Source organism: Streptomyces sp. NPDC127108 (assembly GCF_042677545.1).
Taxonomy (GTDB): Bacteria; Actinomycetota; Actinomycetes; order Streptomycetales; family Streptomycetaceae; genus Streptomyces.
The window spans coordinates 170,408-186,448 of sequence record NZ_JBHXTE010000016.1 but is presented as its reverse complement, the minus strand read 5'-3'; the positions used below and the strand labels follow the sequence as shown (position 1 = coordinate 186,448).

The 16,041-nt window shown below is 72.9% G+C and carries 9 protein-coding genes; 6 read left to right on the top strand and 3 right to left on the bottom strand.

Annotation, left to right across the window (positions count from 1 at the left end; all coding sequences use genetic code 11):
- Positions 1 to 91 precede the first annotated feature (91 nt).
- Complete coding sequence (locus ACFVHO_RS15850; RefSeq protein WP_385713887.1) at positions 92 to 3,850, bottom strand: hypothetical protein; 3,759 nt, start codon at positions 3,848 to 3,850, stop codon at positions 92 to 94.
- 347 nt (positions 3,851 to 4,197) lie between these two features.
- Here ACFVHO_RS15850 and ACFVHO_RS15845 point away from each other — a divergent pair, with 347 nt between their 5' ends.
- Positions 4,198 to 4,758 carry a hypothetical protein gene (locus tag ACFVHO_RS15845; protein ID WP_385713885.1) on the top strand — a complete coding sequence of 187 codons (561 nt, stop codon included), beginning with the start codon at positions 4,198 to 4,200 and terminating at the stop codon, positions 4,756 to 4,758.
- Positions 4,759 to 4,998: 240 nt separating this feature from the next.
- On the opposite strand, the gene ACFVHO_RS15840 is transcribed toward ACFVHO_RS15845, so the two are convergent.
- The gene (locus ACFVHO_RS15840) at positions 4,999 to 6,417 is read right to left on the bottom strand and encodes a CAP domain-containing protein (protein ID WP_385713884.1); all 1,419 of its coding nucleotides are present in this window, start codon (positions 6,415 to 6,417) and stop codon (positions 4,999 to 5,001) included.
- A 319-nt stretch (positions 6,418 to 6,736) separates the two neighbouring features.
- Here ACFVHO_RS15840 and ACFVHO_RS15835 point away from each other — a divergent pair, with 319 nt between their 5' ends.
- The 5 genes from ACFVHO_RS15835 to ACFVHO_RS15815 all read left to right on the top strand — a co-directional run bounded on the left by ACFVHO_RS15835 (position 6,737) and on the right by ACFVHO_RS15815 (position 14,306).
- Positions 6,737 to 8,047, top strand: a complete 1,311-nt coding sequence (locus ACFVHO_RS15835) for a radical SAM protein (protein WP_385713882.1) — start codon at positions 6,737 to 6,739, stop codon at positions 8,045 to 8,047.
- 32 nt (positions 8,048 to 8,079) lie between these two features.
- Positions 8,080 to 8,811 carry an SDR family NAD(P)-dependent oxidoreductase gene (locus ACFVHO_RS15830; protein ID WP_385713880.1) on the top strand — a complete coding sequence of 244 codons (732 nt, stop codon included), beginning with the start codon at positions 8,080 to 8,082 and terminating at the stop codon, positions 8,809 to 8,811.
- 13 nt (positions 8,812 to 8,824) lie between these two features.
- Complete coding sequence (locus ACFVHO_RS15825) at positions 8,825 to 9,385, top strand: GNAT family N-acetyltransferase (protein WP_385713879.1); 561 nt, start codon at positions 8,825 to 8,827, stop codon at positions 9,383 to 9,385.
- A gap of 85 nt (positions 9,386 to 9,470) precedes the next feature.
- Positions 9,471 to 10,883, top strand: a complete 1,413-nt coding sequence (locus tag ACFVHO_RS15820) for a multiprotein-bridging factor 1 family protein (RefSeq protein ID WP_385713877.1) — start codon at positions 9,471 to 9,473, stop codon at positions 10,881 to 10,883.
- 225 nt (positions 10,884 to 11,108) lie between these two features.
- Positions 11,109 to 14,306 carry a M20/M25/M40 family metallo-hydrolase gene (locus tag ACFVHO_RS15815; RefSeq protein WP_385713875.1) on the top strand — a complete coding sequence of 1,066 codons (3,198 nt, stop codon included), beginning with the start codon at positions 11,109 to 11,111 and terminating at the stop codon, positions 14,304 to 14,306.
- A 105-nt stretch (positions 14,307 to 14,411) separates the two neighbouring features.
- Here ACFVHO_RS15815 and ACFVHO_RS15810 read toward each other — a convergent pair whose 3' ends face one another.
- Positions 14,412 to 15,938 carry an amino acid permease gene (locus tag ACFVHO_RS15810; protein ID WP_385713873.1) on the bottom strand — a complete coding sequence of 509 codons (1,527 nt, stop codon included), beginning with the start codon at positions 15,936 to 15,938 and terminating at the stop codon, positions 14,412 to 14,414.
- Between the last annotated feature and the right edge of the window lie 103 nt (positions 15,939 to 16,041).

The window sequence follows — 16,041 nt, the reverse complement described above, 5'->3', positions numbered from 1 at the left end:
AAGTACGTCCAGTACGAGGGCGATCCGGGCGCACGCCGAGAGCACGCACCAGACGCCGCGGGCTGTTCCGCGAAGATCCGCCGGACAGGCCCTAGTCGCAGGCGTGGAGGTCGCGGGCCTGCGCGGCGAACCTGTTGCGCTCCGGCTCGGTGAGGTCGCGCGGGCGCGTCGCGCACAGCTGGGCCGCGGTGCGCTCGGCGTCGGTGTTCCACAGCACCGCCCTGCCGTCGACGGCCGCGGAGGCGAGCCTGCTGCCGTCGGGGCTGAAGTCGAGGCTGCGCACCTGCCGCGCGTGGCCGGTGAGGGTGGCCAGCTGGCGGCGCGCGGGCAGGTCCCACAGGACGACGGCGGTGTCGGCGTTGGCCGCGGCCAGCCTGCGGCCGTCGGGGCTGAACGCCACGGCGAGACCCGAGGAGTCGCCGGTGAAGGCGGCTCGCCGGGAGCCGTTCTCGGTGTCCCACAGGATGACCTTGTGGTCGAGCGCGGCGGTGGCGAGGGTGCGGCCGTCGGGGCTGAACGCGAGCGCCCGCAGCGAACCGGTGTGCCGGGCCAGGGTGAGACGGCGGGTGCGCGTCGACACGTCCCAGAGCAGGGCCCTGCCGTCGTGCCCGGCCGACGCGAGGGTCCGGCCGTCCGGGCTGAACGCGACCGCGTAGACACCCCACTTGGCCTCCGCGCCGAGCGGGTCGTTCGCGGGGGACCGGCCCTTGCGGGCGCCCTGGGGCAGGACGGCCAGGCGGGTGCGGCGCGCGAGGTCCCACAGCATCACGGTGTCGTCGGCGCCCGCCGTCGCCAGCGTGCGGCCGTCGGGGCTGAAGACGACGTCGAGGACACGGTCGCTGTGCCCGGTGAGGCGGGCCAGCGGCTCGGCGGGGGCGGCCGTGCGCCAGAGGGTGAGGGTGTAGTCCTTGGCGCGCGGCGGGTGCACGTCGGTGCCCGTGGCGGTGGCGACGGTGCGGCCGTCCGGGCTGAAGGCCACCGAAGTGACCGGCCCGGTACGCCCGTCGAGCGTCGCGCGACGGGTCCCGCGGCGCAGGTCCCACAGCACCGCGGTGCCGTCGTCGCTCGCCGTGGCCAGGGTCCGGCCGTCGGGGCTGAACGCGGCCTTGTTGACCCGGTCGCGGTGGCCGGACAGGGCCGTCCTCGACGGGTCCCACAGCGTGATGGCCCCGTTCTCGCCGCTCGACGCGAGCAACGGCCGGGGCCCGGGTGCGAACGCCAGGCTGTACACGTTCGTGCCGTGGCCGGTCAGCGTGGCCGTGCGGGTGCGGCGCGCCGGGTCCCACAGCACCACGGTGCGGTCGAGCCCCGCGGTCGCGAGGGTACGGCCGTCGGGGCTGAACGCGAGCGCCCGCACGGCACCGGAGTGGCCGGAGAGGGTGGCCGCGCGGGTACCGCGGCCGACATGCCACAGCATCACCGTGTGATCACCGGAACCCGTGGCGAGCGTACGGCCGTCCGGACTGAACCCGATGCCCTTGACCACGTCCTCGTGCCCGGAGAGAACCGCACGCCGCTCGGCGCTCGCCGTGTCCCAGAGCATCGCCCGGCGATCCTCCCCGGCGGTGGCGACGGTGCGGCCGTCGGGGCTGAACACGACGGTGTTGACGCTACCCGCGTGGCCCCGGAGCGTGCCGCGTCTGCGGAGTGGGGGGTCCTGGGCGGGGCGGTCCTGGGTGGGCCGGGTCCGGGCCGGGCCTTTGTCCAGGTTCCACAGGGCCACGGTGGCGTCCACGCCCGCCGTGGCCAGGGTGCGCCCGTCGGGGCTGAAGGCGAGGGACTTGACCGGGCCGGTGTGGCCGCCGACGGTCGCGAGGCGTTTGTGGGAGGTGGCGTCCCAGAGCAGGACCCGGCCGTCGTCGCCCCCGGTGGCGAGGACGCGGCCGTCCGGGCTGAACGCCACGGCGCGCAGCCAGGCGTGATGTCCCGTCAGGACGGCCTCGCGGGTGCGCCGCCGCGGGTCCCACAGGATGATCCGCCGGTCGCGGCTGACGGAGGCGAGGGTGCCGTCCGGAGCGAACGCCACCTCGGACACGGCGTCGTCGTGGCCGGTCAGCTCCCCCTGGTGGTACCGGAAGGTCGACATCGTGAGGAGGGCGCCGCGGGCCTCGGGCGTCGGCGCCGTGCGGTACGCCTCGACGGCCAGGAGCCCCGCGACGGCGGGACGGCTCGGCGCCAGGCTGACGGCCTGCGCGGCCAACTGCCGGGACGTGGCCCGCTCCTGGGCGCGCTCGGCGTCCTCGCGCTGGTCGACGGCGAGCACACTGACGCCGGTGACCAGGAGCAGCAGTACGGCGAGGCCCATCGCGGAGTAGCGGACGTACCGGTTCCGGCGGGCGTCCGCACGGCGCTCGGCGTCCCGCGCCGCGAGCCCGGCGGCCAGGAACTCCCGCTCCGCGGCCGTGAAGTCGTCCTGGCCGCCCGGCACGCAGAACCGTTCCTCGGCCGCGCTCAGCCGTGTGCCCCGGTACACCGCGCCGGAGTCCCGCTCCAACTCCTCCCAGAGCGCGGCGGCCTCGGTCAGACGCCGGTGCGCCACCAGGCGTTCGCGGTCGGCCTCGATCCAGGCGCGCAGCCGTGGCCACGCGGTGATCAGGGCCTCGTGCGCCAGGTCGACGGAACCGGCGTCCAGCGTGATCAGCCGCGCCCGGACCAGACGGTCGAGCACCGCGTCCGTGTCGGCGGGGTCCCCGTGCTCGAACTCGGCGCGGTCGACGGGGCGGCGGGTGTCCTGGGCGCCCTCGCCCGGGGTGATGAGGCGCAGCAGGATGCGCCGGGTCAGCTCGGCCCGGTCGGGGGTCAGCCCGCTGTGGACGCGTTCGGCGGTCTGGGCGATCGCGCCGTGCAGCCCGCCCGCGGCGAGGTGGGCGTCCAGTGTCAGGGTGCGGCCGCGGCGCCGCCGCCAGGTCTCGAGCAGGACGTGGGAGAGGAGCGGCAGGCCGCCCGGCTCGTCGGCGGTCTCCTCGACGAGCCGGGCGGTGAGGGCCCGCTCGACGACGAGGCCCGCCGCGGCCGCGGGCCGCACGATGGCCGCGCGCAGTTCGGCCCGCGTCATCGGACCGATGGGCAGACTCGCCTCGCGGACGACCGCGGCGAGGCCCGGGTGCTCCAGACAGCGGGAGTAGAAGTCGGCCCGCGCCCCGAGGACCACGCGCAGCCGTGCGTCGCCGCCGGAGAGCAGCAGATCGATGAACGCGGCCCGCTCCCGCGGGTCCCGGCAGAGGGTGAACGCCTCCTCGAACTGGTCCACGACCACCCAGGTCTCACCGCGCCCCGGAGCCGGGACGAACAGCTCGCCGTGCTCGTGCACGGGCCGGGACCCGGGCGTGAGGATCCGGACCGCGGCCGGCGGTTCCTCCTCGGCGCCGCGCAGCCGGGGGATGAGACCGGCCCGCAGCAGCGACGACTTGCCGCTGCCCGAGGGGCCGAGGACGATGACGTGCCGGTGCTCCCGGACGAGGCGCATCAGCTCGTCGGTGAGCCGTTCGCGGCCGAAGAACCGTTCGCTGTCGCCGACTTCGAAGCGGGCGAGACCCCGGTAGGGCGGATCGGCCGTGTCCTCGCCCTCCTCGGGCGGCCGTGCGCTCTCCTCCAGCCGGGCCGCCCGCCGGGCCCGCTCCCACTCGGCCACGTCGCCGCCGCAGGCCTTCACGTACGCGGCGAGCACGGCGGGCGACGGCAGCCGTTCGCCGGACGCCGCGGCGGCCAGCGTGGTCACCGAGAAGTCCGTCCGCCGAGCCATCGCCCGGTAGGTCGGCGTCCCCGCGTCCCGCCGCAGATCGCGCAGCGCGCACGCGAACCGCTCCACCGGACCCGCCGCCGGATCGAGCGGATTCTCCCGACGTCCCATGCGGCGCCCACCCCCATCGGCCCTGTTCCGCGAGCCCCCACCCGACCACGACGTCCCACGTCCCAAAAGCCGCTCCCCGGCCATTCCCCGACCTGCGGGGACGCGTCGGACTTTGTTCGGAGTGGCGGAACGGGGCTGCTGGACAATCCGGCGGCCGCTGGACTCTGACCCAGGTTCGACGCATCCGGCGGACCGACGCACGAGGGCACCGGATCAACGAGGGCGCCGGATCGACGGAGCGTCGGATTGACGAAGTGCCGGGCCCGACGGAATTGACCAGTCCGTCGGACCCGGTGCGAGGAATCGACGGATCCACACAATCGACTGATCCACACAACGGGAGAAACATGCTCAAGCACAGGAAGATCGCGACAGCGCTCGCGGCCTCCGGACTGGCCCTCGGGCTCGTCGGCGGCCTGCAGGCGACCGCGCAGGCGGACCCGCCGTCCCGGGGGAGCGCCAACCTCGCCACCTTCGAGGGCAGGAAGATCGACCTGTCCCAGGACTGGGGGGCGGCCAAGGCGTGCGTGGTGTGGCGCGGCCAGGACACGGTCTCGTGCTTCCGCACGGCGGCCGAGCGTGACGCGCACGCGGCGAAGCTGTCGGCACGGCAGACCCCGGCGGTCGCGGCGGCGTCCTGCGCACGGCCGCTGCACGTCTACGAGCACAACGACGGCCGGGGCCGCGACCTGAAGTTCTACGACAAGGGCGGCGCCTACCAGAACCTCGACCGCTACAACTTCAACGACAAGACGTCGTCGTACCGCACCGGCAGCTGCAAGGCGCATCTGGCGGAGCACAACGGCGGACGCGGCTACTGGTATCCGGGGAACACCAACGCCAACCACTACGAGAAGGCGATGCGCAGCGGTTGGAACGACCGCGTCAGCTCGGTCCTGAACTACTGAGGACCCTGAGGACCAGGACAGCGAGAAGAACCGAGGACCAGGACAGCGAAGGCCGGTGGCTCGGGGGATCCGCTCTACGGGGGGCGGATCCGCCGGGCACGGAGCACCGGCCTGGGCGCGCAGCCGGGTGGCCGTCAACGACGACGACCCTCGGCTGTGCGCTTCGGCGCTGTCCGGAAACGCTCCCGGCCCCATCGGCCAGGGTCGGCCGGGCCCCAGCCCTCGAAGAGCTGCGTGGCCCTAGCCCCCGAAGAGCTGCGTCCAGTACGTCCCCGCCGAACCCCCGCCCGCGAAGCCCACGCCGAGGTGGGTGAAGGTGGGCTTGAGGATGTTGGCGCGGTGGCCGGGGCTGTTCATCCAGCCCTCGACGACCTCCGCGGCCGAGCGCTGGCCGCACGCGATGTTCTCGCCGACCGCGCGGTGCGCGCTGCCCGCGGCGGCGGCGCGGTGCCAGGGCTCGCTGCCGTCCGGGGCGGTGTGGGAGTAGAAGGCGCGGGCGATCATGTCGGCGCTGTGGGCCTGGGCGGCGGCGGTCAGCCGCGGGTCCGGGGCGAGGGGGCGCAGTCCGGCCGCCGCCCGGTGGGCGTTGGTGCGGGCCAGGACGTCGGCGGCCGTCCTCGCCAGGCCCTGCGGGGAGTACGGCTCGGCCCACAGCGCCGTCCAGAAGACGTCCCCGGAGCGCGCGTGCGGGACGGACGCCACGCCGACGTGGCTGTAGGCGCGCTCCAGGACGGTCCGGCGGGAGTGGTCGTCGCCCAGGCAGTAGTCGAGGAAGTCGGCCGGGGTGCGCGGGCCCGACACCAGGTGCTCGCCGATCGCCAGATACGCGAAGCCCCCCGCGGTGACGCGCTGGTGCAGCGAGACGCCGTCCGCGCCCTCGGAGCCGAGCTCGCCGCGCGCGGCCATCGAGGCGGCGTGCGCGCGGGCGGCCTCGGTGAGGCGGGCGTCGAACCGCACGGGCGGGACACCGGCGCGGGCGCGCGCGGAGTTCACGAGGGTGAGGAAGAGGTCGGCCGTCGGGGGCGGCGGGGGGTGCGGCGCGGTGCGGGCGGGGTGGACTGCCGCGTGGGGCGGGGGAGGGGCGGGGGTCCGGTGTGCGGCGGGCGGGGGAGGGGCGGAGCGCGGGGAGGTCGGGGCCGGAGGCCGCGGGGGCGTCGGGGCCGGGGCCGGAGGTGGTGTGTCGTCGGCCACGTCCAGGCCGAAGTCCCTGGCCACACCGGCAAGCCCGTCCGCGTACCCCTGACCGAGCGCGCGCAGCTTCCAGCCCGTGCCGCGGCGGTAGATCTCGGCGAGCAGCAGCACCGTCTCGTGCTGTGCGCGCGGGGGCGTGAAGCGGGCGACGGCCTCCCCGCGCACGCCGTTGACCTGGAGGGCTATCGCGGGCAGCCGCCCGAGGGGGGTGCCGGGCTCGGCCGGGCTGACGACGACGGTGACGCGGCTCGCGCCGGGGCGCAGGCGGCGCGCGTCGACCGTGACCGTGTCGCCGCTGAGGCGGGCCCCGGACGCGGCCGGCTGGTTGTAGAAGACGAAGTCGGCGTCGCCCGCGACCTTGCCGCTGTCGCCCGTGATCAGGACCGACAGGTCGAAGGGGCCGGGCACGCGGAGCGTGAGGGGGCCGTCCGGCAGAGGCAGATTGCCTCCCGCCACCAGATCGTTCATGGGCTCCCCTCGCGGGTCGGTTCGGGCCGACCGCCGCGGCCCCCGTGACCACGTGCGGTGACTTGGAGAACGCGCAGGCCGGGCGGCCGGGTTCCCGGGTTCCGCCCCGCGGGGCCGGGGTGCTCCGGCGGGGTGCGGAGGCACGCGTGGTGCGGGCGCGACCTGAGGCGGAGGACGGTCCCGACCGGAGGCGGATTCGGCGACGGGAACGCCGGTATTAGCGTGGACCTTGCGCACGGCGACCCCGGGCGTGGCCGTAAAACCGGACGTAACCAGACAAACAACGTCAAAGCTCTACAGGATCCGAGGTGCCCGCCCCATGCCCAGGCGTACGGAGCTGATCGAAGGACTCATGCAGCGGCACTCCCAGGTGCCGCGCGAGGCCGTGATCAAGGAGGACCTGCTGCGCGGCGGGATCGCCTTCGACGAGTCGGCGCTCAGCGACAGCGCCAACGAGGCCTCCGGAGACATCAAGCCGAAGTCGTACTTCATCTTCTCCTTCGACCACGGCACCCTGCCCGAGCTGGGCGAGGCCGCGCTGCGCCGGCCGCCGGAGGAGATCGTCCTCACCGGCGGCCCCTACGAGCTGCGCCGCACGGTCGTGTCGGTGCGGGTGAACCCGTCCTCGCCCTACCGCGTGGCCGCCGACGCGGACGGCCTGCTCGGCCTCTACCTGGACGGGCAGCGCATCTCCGACGTGGGCCTGCCGCCGATGCCGGACTACTACCGGCACAAGCTCGCGAACGGCAAGTCCGTCATGGAGGTCGCCCCGACCATCCAGTGGGGCTACCTGGTCTACCTCACGGTCTTCCGCGTCTGCCAGTACTTCGGCGCCAAGGAGGAGTGCCAGTACTGCGACATCAACCACAACTGGCGCCAGCACAAGGCCGCGGGACGCCCCTACACGGGCGTCAAGCCCGTCGAGGAGGTCCTGGAGGCGCTGGAGATCATCGACAAGTACGACACCGCGAAGACCTCCACGGCGTACACCCTCACCGGCGGCGCGGTCACCTCGACAATCGGTGGCAAGGACGAGGCCGACTTCTACGGCCAGTACGCGAAGGCCATCGAGGAGCGCTTCCCCGGCCGCTGGATCGGCAAGGTCGTAGCCCAGGCGCTGCCCAAGGAGGACGTGCAGCGCTTCCACGACTACGGCGTGCGCATCTACCACCCCAACTACGAGGTGTGGGACCCGTACCTGTTCGAGCGCTACTGCCCCGGCAAGGAGCGCTACGTGGGCCGCGACGAGTGGCACCGGCGCATCCTGGACTCCGCCGAGGTGTTCGGGCCGCGCAACGTCATCCCGAACTTCGTCGCGGGCGTCGAGATGGCCGAGCCCTTCGGGTTCAAGACGGTCGACGAGGCCATCGACTCCACCGTCGAGGGCCTCCGGTACTTCATGGCGCACGGCATCACGCCCCGGTTCACCACCTGGTGCCCCGAGCCCACGACGCCGCTCGGCAAGGCCAATCCGCTGGGCGCGCCCCTGGAGTACCACGTACGGCTGCTCCAGGAGTACCGCGCCACGATGGAGGAGTTCGGCCTGTCCTCGCCGCCCGGATACGGCCCCGCGGGCCCCGGCAACGCGGTCTTCTCGGTGAGCAGCTTCATGGACAGTCTCCCCGCGTGACGTCCGTCCCGACGAACCAGGCCGGAGGCCCCATGAACCAGCACGTCACCGTCGTCACCGGCGGCACCAGAGGAATAGGCGCCGCCATCGCCCTGCGGCTCGCGCAGGACGGCCACGACGTCGCCGTCGGCTACCGCTCGGACGAACAGGCCGCCGAGCGCACCGCGGAGTCCGTCCGCGCGACCGGCCGCCGCTGTGTCGCCGTCCGCCTGGACACCACGGACGAGAAGGACGTGGACCGGCTCTTCGAGACCGCCGCGGCCGAACTCGGCACCGTCACGGGCCTGGTGAACAACGCGGGCGTCAGCGGCCCGAACGGCCCCCTCGCCGAAGCCGACGCCGAGGGCATGCGCCGCGCGATCGACGTCAACGTCCTCGGCTATCTGCTCTGCGCCCGCCGGGCCGTACGGGACATGACCCGGACCGGTGGCGGCGCGATCGTGAACATCTCCTCCGGCGCGGCCACCCTCGGCAGCCCCGGCCAGTACGTCCACTACGCCGCCACCAAGGCCGCCACGGACACCATGACCGTGGGCCTCGCCAAGGAGGTCGCCCCGCTCGGCATCCGCGTCAACTGCGTCGCCCCGGGCGTCATCTGGACCGAGTTCCACGAGGACCCCGAGCGCCCGGCGAAGCTCGCCCACACCATCCCCATGGGCCGCTCGGGACGGCCCGAGGAGATCTCCGGCGCCGTCGCGTGGCTCCTGTCGGACGACGCGTCGTACACGACAGGCGCGGTGCTTCGCGTCGCCGGCGGGATGTGAGGCGGTGCACCCCGTGATCACGGAGACCGAGCGGCTCACCGACGACGTCGTCCTTCGCCCCGCGTCCCTGGACGACGCCGAGGTCCTGGCCCGCGCCGTGCGCCGCAGCCGCGACCACCTCAGCCCCTGGGACCCGGAGCGCCCCGAGTCCTACTACACCACCGAGGGCCAGGCGGAGCGGCTGCGGGCCCAGGCGGAGAAGGGCACGGCGGGCCTGCTGGTGCCGTGGCTGCTGTGGGACGGGGGTGCGGAGGAGGTCGCGGGCGCCATCACGCTCTCGCACATATCTCCCGCCCCGCTCCTCAGCGCCAACCTGGGCTACTGGATCGACGTCACGTACGCGGGGCGCGGTCTCGCCACCGCCGCCACGACCGCCGTGTGCCGGATCGCCGACGAGCGCCTCGGCCTGCACCGCGTGGAGGCGGGCACCCTCCTGGACAACGCGGCGTCCCAGCGCGTCCTCGCCAAGTGCGGCTTCGAGGAGTTCGCCTTCGCCCGCGCGTACCTGCACATCAACGGCGCCTGGCGCGACCACCGGCTGTTCCAGCGGATCCTCAACGACCGTACTCCTTAAGGGGATTTGACCTTCCGGGCATTGGTACGTACCAAGCTCCGGTGCCACACTGCCCCCAGGGTGAACGCCCGATGGGGGAGGGGTCATGTCCGTCGGCGTGTCGGAGACGGTTGAGCCGGGTTGGGCCGAGTTCGGGCGGCAGCTTCGCTGCCACCGCCGACGGGCCGGGCTGACCCAGGCGCAGCTCGGCAGGAGGGTGGGGTACCACCACACCTTCATCAGCAGGCTCGAAGGGGGGCTGCGGGAGCCGCCCTTCGACCTGGTGTGCCGACTCGACGTCGTCCTGGAGACCGGCGGCCGGCTCGCGGCGATCCTCGCCACACCGCGTCAGGCCCCCCGGGCGCCCGGCCGGAACCTCACCGCCCCCACGCTGTTCTCCCCGATCCCCGGAGCGGACTCGCCCGGCGACGAGTCGCCCCCGGTCTTCCCCTCGTGGCCCGCCCGGCTTCCGGCCGAGGGGCTTGTCTGCCCGCTGCACGGCACGGTGGGGTGCGCCGTGCCCGACCAGAGCGAGGCGGCGGTCCTCCTCAAGGGGGCGACCGGGCCCTTCGGCGGCGCGGGCGAGGCGGTCGGCGCGGAGTCCGACCTGCTGCACGGCCTCACCGCCGTCCTCGCCTGTCTGATCCGCGAGGCGTTCGTCCAGCCGACGGGCGCGTGCGCGGCGACCGTGGAACGGCTCCTGCGCGGTGTGGTGCGCTGGGCCGAGGCGGTCGACTCCACGGGCCGCCTGCCGTACGGGCAGTTACGGCTCGCCGCGCAGTACGCCCAGGTCGCCGGGCGGCTGCGGATGGAGCGGGGGCAGAGCGGCGTCGCCATGGCCTGGTTCGGGCAGGGCCTGCGGTGGGCGGACGCCGCCCAGGACGCGTCGGCCCGGGCGACCCTGCTGAGCGACGTGTGCACCCTGGTCCGGCTCGACGGCGACGCCGCATCGACGCTCGTGTACGCGGAGGCCATCGGCGCGGTCGACGCCAAGCGGCGCTGGATGGCGCTGCTCGGGGACCTCTATCAGGCGCGGGCGTACGCGCTCCGCCAGGACGCCGCCGAGTGCAGACGCCACATCACGACGGCCCGGCGCAGGTTCGTGCGCCTGGACGACCGGGACCGTCTTGAGGCGCCCTGGCTCGCCGGTGCCGAGGGCGTGCTGCGCCTGGAGTCCGCGATCGGCGGCGCGCTGCGCGACCTCTCGGCGGCGACCGGTGACCGGGCGGCGGCCCGGCGCGCGATCGAGGCCACCGCTCAGTCGTGCGCCCTGCTGCCGCCCCTGATGCGCACCACCCGCGTGCTGCTCACCCTGCGGCTCGCGGACAGTTGGGCGTGCGCCGGTGACCCGGTCGCGGCGGTCGCCCTGGCGCAGCCGGTCCTCGCCGAGGCGATGCGCTCCCGCGAGCTGATGATCGCCGCCGAGCTGCGCGGGCTGCAGAGCCGGCTCGCCGGGCGCTGGGGCGATCTGCCGGAGGTCCGGGAGCGCCGGGAGCGGCTCAGGGACGCGTCGGGGTGAGCCGGGTCCTGTCCGTGCGGCCGGACTTGCCAGATCTTGCCAGGACGTGTCGGGCGGCCGGAATTCATTGACCGCGATCCGGCGGGGTGTGAGGGTTCCGCCAGCCCTATTTATGTCATGTCACGGTCAGCACAAAAGGGCGGGAGCGGTACGGGGCGCCGGAGTTCGCCGCGTCCGGATCTCGTCGGCCGAACAGGGCTTCCACACCTCTCACAAGGAGCCGAGATGCCCAGAAAGACCGCAGCGGCCGGGATAACCCTGGCCCTGGTACTCGGGGGGGTGGTGGCGCCGGCGACCCTGGCCTCGGCCACGGCGCGCACCTCGCCCCCGGAGGGAAAGCCGGACCCCCTCGCGAAGGCCGTCGCCGCCGCCGACCAGGCGGCGCAGAGCGGCCTGGACGCACTCGCCAAGGGGCCCGAGGAACAGTACGACCGGCAGCAGGTCACGCGCTTCGGCAAGGGCCTGTACTCCGTCGCCTACGAACGCACCTACCGGGGACTGCCGGTGGTGGGCGGCGACGCCGTGGTCCTCGCCGACGGAAAGGGCAAGGTACGGTCCGTCCACGCCGCCACCGACGCCCGGATCTCGGTCACCACCAAGGCGCAGGTGAAGGCCGCGCAGGCGGTGAGGACCAGCCGCGCGAGACTCGCGTCGGTCAAGAAGGTCGACTCCAGACGCCTGGTCGTCCGGGTCAAGGACGACACCCCCACGCTCGCCTGGGAGACCGTGCTGACCGGCAGGTCCAAGGCGGGCGACCCCAGCAAGCTGCACGTCTTCGTGAACGCCCGCACCGGCAAGGTCGTCGACACCTACGACGACGTGCGCGCGGGCACGGGACGCAGCAAGTGGAACGGCCCGAGCCCCCTGACCATCGACACCTCCCGGTCGGGCAACAACTACGTCCTGCGCGACACCACCCGTCCCGGCCTGCAGTGCTCGGACTACAGCGGCGGAGTGTTCACCAAGGCCACCGACGACTGGGGCACCGGCGACCCCAAGAGCAAGGAAACCGGCTGCGTCGACGTCATGTTCGCGGCGCAGAAGCAGTGGAACATGTTCAAGGAGTGGTTCGGCCGCAACGGCCACGACGGCAACGGCCGGAGCTGGCCGGTGCGCGTGGGCCTCAACGAGCTCAACGCCTACTGGGACGGCTCCACCGTCACCATCGGCCACAACTCGGCCAACGAGTGGATCGCCGGAATGGACGTGGTCGCCCACGAGTTCGGCCACGGCCTGGACTCCAACACCCCGGGCGGCGCGAACAACGAGCGCGGCCTCGGCGAGGCGACCGGCGACATCATGGGCGCGCTGACCGAGGCGTACGCCAACCAGTCCGCTCCGTACGACACCCCCGACTTCACCGTCGGCGAAATGATCAACCTCCAGGGCCGGGGCCCGATCCGCAACATGTACGACCCGAGCCGGATCAACAACGACCCCAACTGCTACAACTCCTCGATCCCCTCGACCGAGGAGCACAAGGCGGCCGGGCCGATGAACCACTGGTTCTATCTGCTCGCCGAGGGCTCCAACCCCGGCGGTGGCAAGCCCACCAGCCCCACCTGCAACCAGAAGACCGTGACCGGCGTGGGCATCCAGAACGCCGGCAAGATCTTCTACGGCGGCATGCTGCTCAAGACCAGCGGCATGACGTACAAGCGCTACCGCACCGCCACCCTGACCTCGGCGAAGAACCTGGACGCGAGCTGCGGCCTGTTCGAGGCGACCAAGGCGGCGTGGGACGCCATCAGCATCCCCACGCAGAGCGGTGACCCCACCTGCACCGGGCAGCAGAACGACTTCTCCCTCGGGCTCAACCCGTCCTCGGGCAAGGTCGATCCGGGCGCCACAGCCAGTGCCACGGTCAACACGACGACCGTCACCGGCAGCGCCCAGCAGATCACGCTGACCTCATCGGGCGCTCCGACGGGTGTCGACGTCGCGTTCACCCCCGGGACCGTCACCTCCGGCTCCGACGCCACCATGAAGGTCACCGCCGCGCAGTCGGCGAAGGCCGGAACCTACCCGATCACCGTCACGGGCACCGCGGGCGCCAAGACGCACACCGCCCAGTACACGCTCACGGTCGGAGGCGGCGGCAATCCGACGCAGCCGCCGGACGTCGACGTGGCCAAGGTGCGCGAGCACCTGACCCAGTTCAACACCATCGCCACGCAGAACGGCGGCAACCGCCGGGCCACCGGACCCGGCTACCGGGCCTCGCTCGCCTACGTCAAGGGCAAGCTCCAGGCCGCCGGTTACACCGTCACCGAGCAGACGTGCGCCTCCGGGTGCTCCGCGGGCGCGGGCAACAACCTGATCGCCGAGTGGCCGCACGGCGACGCGAACAACGTCTACATGTTCGGCGCGCACCTCGACGGCGTGGCCGCGGGACCCGGCATCAACGACAACGGCTCCGGCTCCGGCACCATCCTGGAGGCGGCCCTCTCCCTGGCGCAGAACAACCCGACCATGAAGAACCGGGTCCGCTTCGCCTGGTGGACCGACGAGGAGCAGGGCCTGAACGGCTCCGACTACTACGCCTCCTCGCTCCCCGCCGGCGAGCGCGCCAAGATCAAGGCGTACTACAACTTCGACATGGTCGGCTCGACCAACGCCGGCTACTTCATCAACAACGTGAACTCCGCCGCGTCGGCGCCGATGCGCGAGTACTGGAACTCCCTCAACCTCGCCCCGCAGGAGAACGTCGAGGGCCAGGGCCGCTCCGACGACTACTCCTTCCAGCGGGTCGGCATCGCCACCTCCGGCTACGCCACCGGTGCCTCGGCCACGAAGTCCGCGGCGGAGGCCGCGAAGTGGGGCGGCACCGCGGGCCGCGCCTACGACTCCTGCTACCACTCCGCCTGCGACACCACCGCCAACATCAACGCCACCGCCCTGGACCGCAGCGCGGACGGTGTCGCGTACACGATCTGGAAGACGGCGGTGGGTGACACGCCCACCCCGGTGGACGACTTCTCGATCTCCGCCAACCCGTCCTCGGGCACCATCGAGCCCGGCTCGTCCGCCAAGGTCACCGTCGCCACCGCCACCACGGCCGGTGAGCCGCAGAAGGTGGCCCTTTCGGCCTCGGGCGCCCCGGCCGGCGTCAGCGTGTCCCTCAGCCCGGAGTCCGTGACCTCCGGCGAGTCCGCGACCGCCTCGGTCGAGGTCGCCGCGGGCACGGCCCAGGGCACCTACACCCTGACCTTCACGGGTGCGGGGAAGACCAGCCACGCCACCACCTACACCCTCACCGTGCCCGGCGACGGCGGTGGCGAGACCACCTGGAAGCTGGGGGAGACCTACGCGGCCGGGGACGTCGTGACGTACGAAGGCGTCCGCTACCGCTGCATCCAGGGGCACACCGCCTACCCGGGCTGGGAGCCCCCGAACGTCCCCGCCCTGTGGGAGGCCCTCTGAGCGACCTGAACCGACCTGAACCGACAGGGGTCCTGACAGCGTGAAGGGGCGGTCCACCCGGTGGACCGCCCCTTTCATCCGGTGCCGAACGGCCCGGCCGCCCGGTCAGACGATGTCCTCCGCGATCTCCGCCTGTTCCTTGTCCGTGCCGTACGCGGACGGCGTGCTGTAGGAGCGCCGTGCCACGAACCACCAGACGGTGGCGAGGATCAGGACGACGGCGAGGGCGATCGACGCGTAGTTCATCGACTCGACGTTCACCGGCGAGGCCTGCGGCAGGCAGAACAGGACGGTCACGAAGCCGACCCAGACCACCGCGATCCAGCCGACCGGCTTGCTCCACTTGCCGAGGTTCCACGGGCCCGGCTGGAAGCGGTCGCCCGCCCGCAGGCGCAGGAGGACCGGGATCGCGTACGCGGGCGTGATGCCGATGACGTTGATGGCCGTGACCGCGCCGTACGCCGTCTTGGAGTACAGCGAAGGCAGCGCGATGACGGCGGCGAGGCCCACCGACAGCCACACGGCGGGCACCGGCGTCTGCGTCTTGGGGCTGACCTTGCGCCAGAGCTTCGAGCCGGGCAGGGCGTTGTCACGGCTGAACGCGAACACCATGCGGCTGGCCGCGGCCGTCTCGGCGTTGCCGCAGAACAGCTGCGCCACGATCACGATGAGCATCAGGGCGGTGGCGCCGGACGTGCCGAGCCCGTCGATGAAGATCTGCGCCGGGGGCACGCCGGTCGCGCTCTCCTGGGTGCCGACGTAGTCCTGGATCGCGAAGGTGAGACCGGCGAGCAGCACGAAACCGGCGATCCAGGAGACCCAGATGGCCCGCACGATGCCCCGGGCCGCCGTCACCGAGGCGTTGGAGGTCTCCTCCGACAGGTGCGCCGACGCGTCGTACCCGGAGAACGTGTACTGCGCGAGGAGCAGACCGATCATCGCCACGTACATCGGGCTCGACCAGCCCGTGTCGTTGACGAACTCGCCGAAGACGAACGACGGCGACTGGTGGCTGTCAGGGACGATCGCGAGGACACCGACGATCACCGCGACACCGGCCAGGTGCCACCACACGGAGATGGAGTTGAAGAGGCTGACCAGGCGCACGTTGAAGAGGTTCAGGAGCGCGTGCAGGAGCAGGATGCACAGGAAGATGACGAACGTGGATCCGGCCGTCGGGGTGAAGTCCGTGTGCATGCTCAGCAGCGCGCCGCTGAACAGGGCCGCGCCGTAGTCGATGCCGGCGATCGCGCCGAGCAGGCCGAGCAGGTTCAGCCAGCCCGTGTACCAGCCCCAGCGGCGCCCGCCGAGCCGGTCCGCCATGTAGTAGAGCGCACCCGACGTCGGGTAGGCGCTGGTGACCTCCGCGAGGGCGAGACCCACGAACAGCACCATCAGACCGACGCCCGCCCAGCCCCACATCATCACCGCGGGGCCGCCGGTGCCGAGGCCGAACCCGTACAGCGTCATGCAGCCGGACAGGATGGATATGACGGAGAAGCTGATGGCGAAGTTGCCGAACCCGCCCATGCGGCGGGCCAGGACGGGCTGGTAGCCGAGCTCTCGTAGCCGTTGTTCCTCGTCGGGGAGCGCTGGCGCCGGGACGGAGCTCGACACGGTGGTGCGGGACACGGGTGAACCTCCGGGGGAAGAGCGGGGGGTGCGGGGGTGCGGGGGGTGGGGTCTCTGCGAATGCGCGGGAGGGGAGGAGGGGGAATCGACCGAGGGGCAGCCG

What these genes read in the sequence shown, in the direction of transcription:
- ACFVHO_RS15840 (WP_385713884.1), bottom strand. Translation starts at nt 6,417, where the DNA reads ATGAACGATCTGGTGGCGGGAGGCAATCTGCCTCTGCCGGACGGCCCC.
- ACFVHO_RS15830 (WP_385713880.1), top strand. Translation starts at nt 8,080, where the DNA reads ATGAACCAGCACGTCACCGTCGTCACCGGCGGCACCAGAGGAATAGGC.
- ACFVHO_RS15815 (WP_385713875.1), top strand. Translation starts at nt 11,109, where the DNA reads ATGCCCAGAAAGACCGCAGCGGCCGGGATAACCCTGGCCCTGGTACTC.
- ACFVHO_RS15820 (WP_385713877.1), top strand. Translation starts at nt 9,471, where the DNA reads ATGTCCGTCGGCGTGTCGGAGACGGTTGAGCCGGGTTGGGCCGAGTTC.
- ACFVHO_RS15850 (WP_385713887.1), bottom strand. Translation starts at nt 3,850, where the DNA reads ATGGGACGTCGGGAGAATCCGCTCGATCCGGCGGCGGGTCCGGTGGAG.
- ACFVHO_RS15845 (WP_385713885.1), top strand. Translation starts at nt 4,198, where the DNA reads ATGCTCAAGCACAGGAAGATCGCGACAGCGCTCGCGGCCTCCGGACTG.
- ACFVHO_RS15835 (WP_385713882.1), top strand. Translation starts at nt 6,737, where the DNA reads ATGCCCAGGCGTACGGAGCTGATCGAAGGACTCATGCAGCGGCACTCC.